The sequence below is a fragment of the Rhodanobacter sp. A1T4 genome, assembly GCF_014207185.1.
Lineage (GTDB): Bacteria > Pseudomonadota > Gammaproteobacteria > Xanthomonadales > Rhodanobacteraceae > Rhodanobacter.
In genome coordinates this window covers 522,300-534,257 of record NZ_JACHCP010000004.1, presented here as the reverse complement: position 1 = coordinate 534,257, position 11,958 = coordinate 522,300, and the positions used below count along the sequence as shown (strand labels likewise).

The following is an 11,958-nucleotide window of genomic DNA, read 5'->3' as shown; positions in this document are numbered from 1 at the left end:
ACCTTCGACGAATCGCTTCATGCCCGAATCCACTCACCAAGTCAGGTTAGGATAGCGACACCATGTGGCTAGTTGTTTTCACACAGCCTCGGTCGGAAGCTGAAGTTACGAAATTTTAGCTCACCTCCTCGGGACTTGATTCCGCTACGCCCTAGCATCCGCCCAAAGACCACTCAAGCCCTACCCTGCTCCACCAGAGTCAGTGCCACCTTGTCGCGAAGATAAACCGGCAGCGCGAGTTCAGGCGCTTGCGCGCGGCCAGCTTTGAACTCCTGCATGGCGAGTTCGGCTACGTGGGCGGCTTGCGGGTAGCGGGCGCCGTCGGCTGAGCGAAGAACTCCCGTGAAGCGCTCGCTAAGTACCGTCGAGTAGGCAGCCCAGCCGGTACCAACGACCTGCCATGTCGGCGCATCGGGCAGCGACAAGGATTCGGGCTTGCATACACGCTCGTCATCCAGCGCGATCAGCCCGCCATTGCCGTCGCGGCGGTAGCAGGCGGCATAGATTTCGCCCATGCGGGCGTCGATGACAGCGAGGATAGTTGCGTCTCCGTCCTCCGGTGCTTCCAGCGCCAGCGCAGCCAGCGAGGAGATGGTGATAACCGGCAGATCGAGCGCCAGCGCCATGCCTTGCGCCAGCGACACGCCGAGGCGCACACCGGTGAAGGCGCCTGGGCCCCGACCAACCGCGATCGCATCCAGCGCATGCCGGCCGATGCCCGCCTCGGCTAGCAAGGCGTCGGCCATCGGCAACACCAGCTCGGTATGGCGGCGCGGCGCGATTTCGCTGCGGGCAATGATGTCCTGGCCGTGGATCAAGGCAACGGAGCACGCTTCGGTAGCTGTTTCGATGGCAAGCAGATTCATGGCGTCATTCTCGCACCCGCGGGAAATCCATGACAGCCGAGCCAACAGCCGCGTGGCGGGCGGGAACGGGGCGAATCAAGGCGGAATGATGTCCGTGACCAGACGGTAATGTAGCGATGAAGGTGTGTAGAGGCAGCGCTGGCGTAGTTCTTTCAGCACATCTTGCAGCACGGGATCGGTGACGGGATTCGGTTCCTATCCAATCCACCAGGTTGAACTCGTGGCACAGCCGATTTTGAGTTAACCGTCAGGCCGACCTTTCATTCGCGACCAACTGCGGTGCCGATACACCATCAAAGAACGCCTGCACGTCGGCCAATTCGCGCGTGCGTGGCATTGGTGGCAGGCTCGCGAGAAATAGACGTCCATACCCCTTGCTGGTCAAGCGCGGATCGCACAGCACCAGTACGCCGCGATCGCGCATATCGCGGATCAGTCGGCCCACACCTTGCTTCAACGCGATCACGGCGTTGGGCACCTGCCAGCCCATGAACGGATTGATGCCGGATTGCTCCAGCGCCTGCAGGCGCGCCATCAGCACTGGATCGTCCGGCGCAGCGAACGGCAGCTTGTCGATCACCACGACAGAAAGCGCCTCACCCGCCACGTCCACGCCTTCCCAGAAACTCGCCGCACCCAGCAGCACGCCGTGGCCACTGGCACGAAACTCTTCCAGCAGGCGTGGCCGTGGTGCAGTGCCCTGCACGAACAGTGGCCACGGGCACTTGTCCTGCAGCAGCTCGGCGGCGCGGCGCAGCGCGCGATGCGAGGTGAACAGCAGAAACGCGCGACCGTTCGAAGCGTGCAGCACCGGCAGCACAGCCTCGATCACCTTGTCGGTATAGTCGCGCGCGTTGGGGTCCGGCAGTGGCGGCGGCAGATAGCATAGCGCCTGCTGCGCATAGTCGAAGGGACTCTGCAGACTCATCGTCTGAGGATCCTCCAGTCCAAGCTGTCGGGCGAAATGGCCAAAGTCGCCCGCCACCGACAGCGTCGCCGAGGTATGTATCCACGCGGCCTGCGTCCGCTCGCGCAGATTGCGCATCGGCGCTGCCAGATCCAGTGGCGTGGCGTAGAGCACGAAGCCGCGCGGGTAATGCTCGTACCAGCGCACGTCGCGGTCGGTGTGATCCTCAATGATGCGGTCGAGTCGCCCGCTCAAAAGCAAAGCCCGTTCGTGCAGATTGTCGAAGCCGCGCGAGCGCTCGGCCTGCGAGGCGAGCAGTTCGGCTAGCGTGGACAGCAGGTCGCGCAAGTCGCTAAGTGCCGCATCGACACCGGGCTGATCTTCCAGCTGCTGGAACGCGCCGCGCTGTGACAGCCCATCCATCGTCAGACGTAACTGGCGTACGGCATTCTGCAAGGCCTCGACCGGCTCCAGCATGAGGCCTATCGCGCCAGTGATGCCATTGCATTCGGCCAGCGCGTCCTGCGCCAGCTCGGTGAGCTGGCGTGCACTGATGCTCTGCGAAAAAAACTGGCCTGCAAGTTCGGGAATCTGATGGGCCTCGTCGAGAATGAAGGCCGCAGCACCGGGCAGGATTTCGCCAAAGCCTTCCTGCTTCAACGCAAGGTCGGCGAACAGCAGGTGATGATTCACCACGACGATTTCCGCTTCCTGCGCTTCGCGGCGTGCCTTGACCACGTGACAGTCGTCAAAGAACGGACACTCCACGCCAAGGCAGTTTTCCGGCGTGGAAGTGACCCGCGGCCACAGCGGCGATTCCTCCGGTACTTCGGCAAGCTCCATCCGGTCACCACGCCGCGTGCGTGCCGACCACGCGCGGATCGTCGCCAGCTGTGAAGCCTGCGTGCGATCGAAGGTGGCGCCCTCGCGCACGGTCTGGTCGAGCCGGTACAGGCAGAGATAATTGGCGCGGCCTTTCAACAGCGCTGTCTTCAAGCGCGCACCCAGCACCGAACGCACTTTCGGCAGATCGCGAAAATACAGCTGGTCCTGCAGCGCCTTGGTGCCGGTGGAAATGATCACCCGCTCGCCCGACAGTAGCGCCGGGACGAGATAAGCATAGGTTTTGCCGGTGCCGGTGCCGGCCTCGGCGATCAGCGTTTCGCGACCCGCAATGGCCTGCTGCACGGCGATGGCCATCGTCTGCTGCGCCTCGCGCGGCGCGAAGTTCGGCAGCTCGCGGGCGAACGGGCCGTCGGCACCAAGCAAGGCGCCGATGTCATCGTGTTCAATCATTCACGCAGTATCGCCCAGCACACCCATGCGGTGAAACGATAACCGCCGGTGTGGGCTTCAATAGCGCGGCTGGCCTGGCTTGTGGCACTGCTGCACCCATTTGCGCGCGGTGACGGCGCCGGCCTGATCGTTCTGCTGCAGGCGGATCTCGACCACGGTCTGCCAGTTGCGCGCGCACAATGGGCCGAGCTTGGGACCAATCGACCACGACTGGTGCGCAAGCTTTTCGGCCATCGGGTAATCCTTCATACGTACCGCGATTTCGGCGCGATCCTGCAGCAGGTCCGGTGAGTTCGGGCTGAGCTTGATCGCCTGATCGAGCTTGCCGGCGGCGTCGGCATAACGACCAGCCTTCTCGTCCACCTGCGCCGCGTCCTGCAAACCGGCAACACCCGCGTCGCGCAACGGATTGACCGCGATCACCGACTGCTCACGATCGCCTGCGGCGCGGATCGAGGCCACCAAGTCATAGCTGGGAGGCGTGTAAGCCGGTGCGGTAGGCGTCGGAGCAGGCTCGAACAGGCTGCATGCGCCGAGCGATGCGGCGGCGAGCAAGAGAAGCAGAACAGAAGCACGCTTGGAAACAGGCAACATGGTCAATTCCGGATCGGTGTGTCGGTGGTGCTTGGATTGGGTGCATTGGGCTGTGCGCTGCCGGCAGCAGCAGGCTGCTCGCCGCCACCAAACAGACTCTTTACACCTTGCCAGAAACAGCCCTCGGTGTCCGCAGGCAAGCTACCCGACACCACCTCGAACTGCCGCGCGCCCTGGCACGATGGCTGGGTCGGTTTGCCATCGACTGGATTGATCCAGGCCAGCTCCAGCCCCGGTGCCGGCGTGGTCGACAACGGCTTGGTCGGCAATTTGGCGAACAACTCGCGCCAGGCGCGCAGAGCACCAGTCGCACCAAACAGCACGGTCGGCTTGTTGTCGTCGCGGCCCATCCAGAACACCGCCAGATGCTGACCGGTATAGCCGGCGAACCAGCTGTCGCGCATGTCGTTGCTGGTACCGGTTTTGCCGGCCGCATCCAGCCGCGCGAGGTCGGAATCGCCGATCGAATGCGCCGTGCCGAACAGGGTGACTTGCTGCAACGCCCAGGTGATCAGGCGCACCGCATTCTGGTACTCACCTTCGCCCGCCTGTACCTGATAGCGCTTGATGGTCTGACCGTTGCCATTGACCACACCGCGCACTGCGACCAGCGGCAGCGCATGCCCATCGGCAGCCAGGTATTGATACATCTGCGCGACCTGCAGCGGTGCGAGATCCAGTGCACCGATCAGCAGCGACGGACTCGGGCTTACGTTTTCCAGACCGAACGATTTCAGGAATGCCTGGATACGCGGCAAGCCCACCGCAAGGCCGAGATGGATGGTGGCCAGGTTCCACGAATGCGCCAGCGCATCGACCATCGGCAGTTGGCCGTGGCTCTGATTGTCGTCGTTGTGCGGCTCCCAGTAACTGCCATCGGGCTGGCGCAGGCTGACCGGACTGTCGTCGAGCAGGGTCGACAGGTTCCAGCGCTCGGGCTGGGTCAACGCCACCAGATAGACGAACGGCTTGACCAGCGACCCAATCGGACGTCGCGCATCGATCGCGCGATTGAAGCCTTGCTCGCCCGGCGTGCGGCTGCCAACGACGGCGAGTACGCTGCCGGTCGGCGCATCGGTAACCACGCCGGCTGCCTGTACCTCGTTCGCACGCTTGCCCAGGCCCTTCAGCGCTGTGGTTATCGCCTGCTCGGTGTAGAGCTGTGCGGTAGGATCAAGCGTGGTGAAGATCGACAGATTGCCATCACGCAGCGACTGCTCGTCGAAGTCAGTCGTGATCTGCGAACGCACCAACTCCATGAAGGCCGGAAAACGATTGTGCGGCAGCTGGCCGTCACTGATCACGCCCAGCGGTGAGGCCTGCGCCGCATTGGTCTGCGCGGCAGTCAGCAGGCCGGTATTGGCAAACTCCTGGATCACCAGATTGCGCCGTGCCAGTGCCCGATCGGGGGCGCGGCGAGGGTCGTAATAGCTCGGCCCCTTGACCATGCCGACCAGCAAGGCGATTTCCTGTGGGCGCAGATCTTCCATCCGACGACCGAAGTAGAACTCCGCCGCAGCCGCGAAACCGTGCACCGCCTGATCGCCCTGCTGACCGAGGAAAACGTCGTTGACGTAGGCCTCGAGAATCCGCCCCTTGCTGTAGTGCGCCTCGAGTAACAGCGACATCAGCGCTTCGTTGAATTTGCGGGTGAAATTTTGATCGCGCGTGAGGAACAGATTACGCACCAGCTGCTGAGTCAGCGTTGAGCCACCCTGCACGGTATGACCGGCGCGCAAGTTGGCGAACGAGGCACGCAGGATCGCACCGAAATCGATACCGATGTGATGCTTGAAGTCGCGATCCTCGACCGCCTGCAAGCCACTGAGCAGCAGCGGCGGCACATCGGCCAGACGCACAAAACGACGCTCTTCCTGCTTGGCGCCGTAAAGCGTGGCGATACGCGCCGGATCCAGATGCGTAAGCGGAATCGCATTATTGCTCGCCGCATCCCTGACCTGCTGCACGGTGCCGTTGCCCAGCGTGACCTCGATCCGCTTGGGCAGCTCGCCGCCGTCGGGGCCAGCATAGCCACGCGAGGAAATGGTGTAGGTCGTACCCCGCTTCACCCAGCTGCCAACGATGTCGCCATTCCCGTCGTGGCTGTAGCCGGAAAAAGTCAGCTCCAGCTCCAGTGCAGCGGACGTCATTGGTGTACCCGCCGCCAGTGCCAGCGGCCGCGCATAGACGCGTGTAGGTACGGCGAAAACCAGATCGTTGAAGCGATCCTGCACGCGTTTGTTGAGGATCAGCGTGTACGGCAGCACGAAGCCGAACAGCAGGCCCATGCCAATCCAGAAAGGGATGCGCACCCAGGGCCAGCAACTGCGCGCGAACGAACCAAGACGAGTCAGAAAAGGCAACGTGGGGAAATCCTATCGAACAAGTGGGTCGATCATAGAGCCTGCTTCCCGGCGCGCCCATGAACGCAGCGGCCGCTTTCGAGGCGATTCGCGGGCAATCAAGCGCAGGCAACCAACGCGAGCCATGAAATTCCGGCGCATACGGCTCGGTCGACGCTATGCAGACTTAAAAATGGGCAGGCACCCATGACGAGGCCTCGGGGTGGAACGGCCGCGGATTGATGCCGAGCAATCGCTGCAATTCGCCATTGTCGGCTATCAGATCGGCATCGAGCCGGTGCAACGGGCCGCGCAATCGCGGCACGCCATGTCGGCCCAGGCGCAACAGCCACGCCGGCAGCGGCAGCGGCAGCGTGGCGCAAGGCAGGCTGCGATGGACGCGCGCAAACATCTCGCCGGCGGTCAGTCGTTCACCGCCGCCGATCGGCAAAATACGGCCGACTGACGCGGGACAATCCAGCGCCGCCAGCACGGCCTGCGCGATATCGTCGGCGTGCACCGGCTGGCGCAAACCGCGACCGGATGGCAATGGAAACAGCCGCAGGCGCATGGCCCGACGCGCCATCGGCGTCAGGCTCTTGTCCATGCCGGCGCCATAAATGAGCGTGGGTCGCAGCACCGTCCAGCTGCAACCATGACGGGCGCAGGCGGAGGCCAACGCCGCTTCGCCATCACGCAGCTGGCGGGATATTTCGCGCTCGGCAGGCACGCTGGAATCGCGCTTGGTTTCGGCACTCATCGAGCTGGTGGCGATTACTCGTGGCGCACCCGACAGCGATTCACTCGCCAGCCACTCGGCCAATGCCAGCAGTGGACCGAAGCTGACGATGGCCGATAGCGGTGGCAGCTCCGGCATGGCATCGGGCAAATGACCAAGACGCCATTGCACCTCGGAAGACATGCTTGGTGGGTGTCGGCTCACTGCGATGACCGGTTCGCCACATGTCAGCAAACGCGGCAGCAGGAAGTGACCGATCTGGCTGCTTCCCCCGAGGACCAATACGGTCAAAGCGAATTCCTTAGAGCCTGTTCACGATCTCCACGTGGCCCGCGCCGGGATCGGTTTGCGCGCAGGCCAAGGAAGAAGGAGGGAGTGTACGTCGGTACACGACCGAGTGATGACGCTGGCATGGGGGCAAACCGACCCGGCCCGAAGGGTTGCGTCGTGGCGACCGCCACGGCACAACGCGGGCTACGTGGAGATCGTGAACAGGCTCTTGTGCCTTGAACGAGCCTCATGCCACGCTCAAGGGCTGCTCTGCAGTCGCGCGGCAAGATCGAGTACGCGTGGCTGGTTGGGCGACAGCTTGCGCGCGCGATCAAGCGATTGGGCAGCACCGATGCGATCGCCTGAACTCAATTGCTGCTCGGCCTGATCCAGCCATGCGCTGGCGAGTCGATCGCTCAGCGCGCTCTGCGAGGCCTCGCCAGGCGCCAGCTCAGAGAGATTCTGAAGCATGTCGCTGGCCTGCCCCAGATTGCCGTTGGACAAAGCCTGGTTGAACTGCTTTTCCACCTGCACCGGCAATGCCTGCAAACCCTGCAGCGCGACAGCATTACTGCCATCGATGACCAGCGCGTTGCGGTAGAGATCGTAGGCGCTGTTGCCTGGCGGCAACATGATGTCACCACGTGCCGCAGCGACCTGCGCGCGCTGCACCAGCCGCGCGACTGTGGCGCTCTGTTGCGGCGACAGCACGACCGGGGCGGAGGGTTGCACTGAGTCGTCCGCTTGCGAATTCGGATCGCCGGCGGGTGATGCAGCGCCCTGGGCTGGTGTGCTGTTGAGACGCGCGCGCGCGGCAGCAAGGTCGGCCGATTTCGGCGCCAGTGCGGCGGCCTGATCAAGCAGCTGCGTCGCCTGTCCGGTGTCGCCGGCATCGATCGCCGCGCTGGCCTGCACGGTCAGCGCCTGCGCCACCTTGCCGAGGCCGGCCCGGGCATCGGCATTGTCTGGATCGATCGCCAGCGCGGCCTTGAAGTGACTCAACGCGGTGTCGTCTCCCTGGCCCACAATGCGGCCGGCACGAAAAGCGTCCATACCCTGCTTGAGCTCGGCATCGAGTGCGCCATCGTCCTGCTTGCGCGTCTGCGCCTGCTGCGCGCGCAGTGCCGGCAGCGCACCGTTGTTCGGCTGCAGCGCGGCCAGTTCCTCGACCGTGGCATTGGCGGTGGTGCTGTCATTGGCGTCGAACGCCTTGTGCGCCTGCACCGCCAGCGCGTCACCGACCTGATCCAGCCCATGCGCGGCGACCGCATTGTTCGGGTCGGCCTGCAGCATCTGCTTGTAGAGCGCGCCGGCGCCGTGCGGGCCTTCGAGCTTGCCGTCGGCCAGCGCCTGCTGCGCCTGATCAACGAGGTCGACCGTTTTGACCTGCGATGAACCCTGCGCCGCACGCGCCTGGGCGATCTGGGCATCGAGCCGATCGACATCGGTACCGCCGCCGAGCAGATCACGAGCCGATGCGGCCTGCTGCGCAGCCTGATCGAGATGGCCGGCCTGCAACGCGGCATCCGCCTGCGCCAGCTCGGCCTGACCCACTTGGCGCAGCCCATCGGCAGCGCGATCGTTATCCGGCTGCAGCGCCACGGCCGCCTGGAAAAGTTCACGCGCACTAGTGCCATCCTGGCCGTCCAGATGTCCAGCCTGCAGTGCCTGCTGCGCACGACTCAGCACGTCATTGAGTTCGGTGTTCGGCAGCTTTCCACGCAGCCAGCCCTGGTTGAGCCATGCGGTGGCGATCACCGCGATCAGTACGAGCAACAGCACTGGCAGGAGCCAGCCGCGTTTATTCCCGGCTGGTTTTTTGCGGGGCGGCTGCGATGGTATTCCCGGCCGTCCGGTCCGTGCTTCGACGTTGACTTGCGGCAGGCCATCGCTGGACGGAGCACGCGGCGAATCCAGATGATCGATATCACCAAGCGTAGGCTCGGTGCGACGATGGGGATCCGCTTCGTGCTGGTCTCGACGTCCGCTCATGATTCCGGGGCTTCAGGGCAATGGCCGCAGCTTAACATCGGGCTGCCGGCGCGCTTCAGGTCGCAAAGTCGCGCGTTCAGCTTGGGGCGCAAGGGTTTCCGGCGCGCGGCGTCTGCGAAGTCCGCGCGATCGACGCGAGTGCATCGCTCACGCCACACCGACGCGTCGCGCATCGAGCACGTTGGGCAGCACGGTCAGCTTACTGAGCAAGGTCGACAATTGTTCGAAATCGCGCACACGCAGGGTGTAGCGCATTTCCACTTCGCCGGTGCGTGCAAACAGACGGCTGGACGAGGCGATGATATGGGCGCTAGTGTTGCTGATGATCCCGGTCACGTCTTTCTGCAAACCCTTGCGATCGTAGCCACGCACTTCGATGTCGATCTCGTAGGCCTGGTTGGCGGCATTGCCCCAGGTCACCTCGATCACCCGATCCGGATCAGTGCGCATCAGCCGCGCCAGGCTGACGCAGTCCGCGCGATGCACGGACACGCCACGCCCCTTGGTGACGAAGCCACGCACCGCGTCGCCCGGCAATGGCTGGCAGCAGCGCGCCAGCGTGGTCAGCAGGTTGCCAATGCCCTCGATGCTGAGCGCGCTGTGATCCAGCGATGCCGGGCGCGCGACGTAAGCCGGCGCCGGCGCAGCCGGTGCGGCCGGCGGCTGCGCAGCTTCCTGCAGCACGCGCGAGATCTGGCCGGGCACGAGTTCACCCAACGCCAGCGCGACCAGCAGCTCCTCATGATTCTTCAGATGAAAATGCGCCGGCAGTTTGGCCACATCCATGCTGGGCAGTGCCAGTCGCTTCAGTTCGCGCTCGAACATCGTGCGGCCCACCGCGACATTGGCATCGTGAGCGATCCGCCGGAACCACGCGCGCACCTTGTCCTTGGCCCGTGCCGTGGTGAGGTAACCGTGGTGCGGCGACAACCAGTCGCGGCTCGGCTCACCCAGCTTGGTGGTGAGAATCTCCACCCGGTCGCCGCTCTGCGGCTGGAAAGTCAGCGGCACGATGCGGCCGTTGACCTTGGCGCCGCGGCAGCGATGACCGACCTCGGTATGTACGAGGTAGGCAAAATCCAGCACCGTCGCGCCGTGCGCCAGATCGAAAATTTCGCCCTTTGGCGTCAGCAGGTAGACACGATCTTCCAGTAGTTCGCTGTGCAGATCGGCGGCCAGCGCGCTGTCGTCCTCGCCACGCGGTTCAAGCAGCTTGCGCATCCAGGCGATCTTCGCCTCGAACTCGACGTCGCTGCTCCCGCCCTCCTTGTAGCGCCAGTGCGCGGCCACACCCAGCTCGTTGGCGTGATGCATCTCGTGGGTGCGGATCTGCACTTCCAGCGTCTTGCCCGACGGACCGAGTACGGCCGTGTGCAGGGAGCGGTAGCCGTTGGCCTTGGGTCGCGCGATGTAATCATCGAACTCGCCCGGCAGATGCGGCCAGCGCGCATGCACAAGACCCAACGCGGCATAACAGTCAGCGACGCTGTCGACCAGGATGCGCACGGCGCGGATGTCGTACAGATCGGAAAAATCCAGCGCTTTGCGCTGCATTTTTTTCCAGATCGAGTAGATGTGCTTGGGACGCCCTGCCAGTTCCGCACGAATGCCGTTGGTCTCCAGCGTCTGGCCAAGTTCGGTCAACACCTCGCGAATAAACAACTCGCGATCGCCGCGACGCTCATCGAGCAGTTTCGCGATGCGTCGGTAGACGTCCGGCTGCAGAAAACGGAAGGCTAGATCCTCCAGCTCCCATTTCAGTTGCCAGATGCCGAGCCGGTTGGCCAGCGGCGCGTGGATATCACGGGTCAAACGCGCCAGTGCTGTGCTCTGCTCACCCGGCAGCGAGATGGCGGCGCGCATCCTGGCCAGCTGCCGCGCCAGCAATACAAACACCACGCGAAGGTCGCGCACGATCGCAAGAAGCAATCGACGCAAACCTTCCGTCGCTGCATCCGGCGCGTGCTGGGCATGCAATGCCCACACCTGTTCAGCGGCCTGCTGGCCATCCACCAGCCGCTTCAATTCTGCCGGAAGCGTCGCGCTTTGCGTCCTCCAGACATCGGGGGTGACCCGCGCCAGCTCAAACCATAATGCCGCCGCCTGGGTCTGGGAGTCGCAACCCAGCAGCTCCAGCAAATCCAGCACGTCACAGCATTCGGCCTCGGGCAGGCGCTGCTGAGCACAGGCCTCCAGCGCAGCCACCATCACCGGCGGCAGCACGCCGGCGCGATCGCGCCATTGCTGCAAGCTGGAAGATTTGACGACTGGAGGCACGAGAGAAATGGTCCTTGAACAGGTGACCATATTAGCTGCTGGCCGGGTCGATTCACGGCTATCTGGGCAGGCACCCAGACTCCGGCAATGGCAAGGCTTGGCTTCGGAGCGGCTTACCGCGCAGAATCGCGCATCGGCTTCCCGTAATCGCTCCGATTATCCCGTCCACGCTTGCCCGCTATCCAAGGACCCATCCCATGATGATTCGCTTGCGCTACTCACTCCTTTCGGCCGCCCTCGCCCTGTGTTGCCTGTCTGCACAGGCCCAACAGACCGACGGCCTGCAACAGCGCATGACCGGCGACGAGTTCAAGGCCGCCGGACTCGACAAGCTTTCACCGCAGGAGCTGCAGAGCCTCGACAGCTGGTTGAGCACGCATGCCAAGGTGACTACTCGTATCGTCACTGAGACCGGCAAGCCGGTGTTCTATCCTGGCAGCCAGAGGCGCACCACGATCTATACCCATATCACTGGGCACTTCGATGGCTGGAGCAAGGAGCATGAGTTCACCATGGCCAACGGCCAGGTGTGGAAAACGATCGATCCAGACCCTCAGGCATGCCGAGCCAGTGACAACACCGAAGTACAGATCAAGCCTTCCCTGATGGGTACTTGGATGATGTACGTGCCCTCGTGTTACGAAAACGCCCATGTCAAACGTGTTCGCTAGACGT

General features: G+C 63.7%; 8 protein-coding genes. 1 reads left to right on the top strand and 7 read right to left on the bottom strand.

Annotation, left to right across the window (positions count from 1 at the left end):
• Positions 1-173 precede the first annotated feature (173 nt).
• The 7 genes from tsaB to HDE80_RS10915 form a co-directional block, all read right to left on the bottom strand.
• Positions 174-866: a tRNA (adenosine(37)-N6)-threonylcarbamoyltransferase complex dimerization subunit type 1 TsaB gene (tsaB, locus tag HDE80_RS10945; RefSeq protein WP_184670737.1), complete on the bottom strand. Its 693-nt coding sequence runs from the start codon at positions 864-866 to the stop codon at positions 174-176.
• Between the two features lie 247 nt (positions 867-1,113).
• Entirely contained in the window at positions 1,114-3,069 is a 1,956-nt protein-coding gene (locus HDE80_RS10940; protein WP_184670735.1) for an ATP-dependent DNA helicase, read from the bottom strand.
• A 57-nt stretch (positions 3,070-3,126) separates the two neighbouring features.
• A complete protein-coding gene (locus HDE80_RS10935) occupies positions 3,127-3,663 on the bottom strand; it encodes a tetratricopeptide repeat protein (protein ID WP_184670733.1) in 537 nt (178 codons plus the stop codon).
• Positions 3,664-3,665: 2 nt separating this feature from the next.
• A complete protein-coding gene (mrcB, locus tag HDE80_RS10930) occupies positions 3,666-6,026 on the bottom strand; it encodes a penicillin-binding protein 1B (RefSeq protein ID WP_255483677.1) in 2,361 nt (786 codons plus the stop codon).
• 166 nt (positions 6,027-6,192) lie between these two features.
• On the bottom strand, positions 6,193-7,035 hold the full coding sequence (locus tag HDE80_RS10925) for an NAD-dependent epimerase/dehydratase family protein (protein ID WP_184670731.1): 843 nt from the start codon (positions 7,033-7,035) through the stop codon (positions 6,193-6,195).
• Positions 7,036-7,272: 237 nt separating this feature from the next.
• On the bottom strand, positions 7,273-9,006 hold the full coding sequence (locus HDE80_RS10920; protein ID WP_184670729.1) for a tetratricopeptide repeat protein: 1,734 nt from the start codon (positions 9,004-9,006) through the stop codon (positions 7,273-7,275).
• A gap of 147 nt (positions 9,007-9,153) precedes the next feature.
• Positions 9,154-11,283 (bottom strand): bifunctional (p)ppGpp synthetase/guanosine-3',5'-bis(diphosphate) 3'-pyrophosphohydrolase, encoded by a 2,130-nt coding sequence (locus tag HDE80_RS10915; RefSeq protein ID WP_184670727.1) that lies wholly within the window; start codon positions 11,281-11,283, stop codon positions 9,154-9,156.
• Between the two features lie 197 nt (positions 11,284-11,480).
• Here HDE80_RS10915 and HDE80_RS10910 point away from each other — a divergent pair, with 197 nt between their 5' ends.
• Positions 11,481-11,954 (top strand): hypothetical protein, encoded by a 474-nt coding sequence (locus HDE80_RS10910; protein WP_184670725.1) that lies wholly within the window; start codon positions 11,481-11,483, stop codon positions 11,952-11,954.
• Positions 11,955-11,958 lie beyond the last annotated feature (4 nt).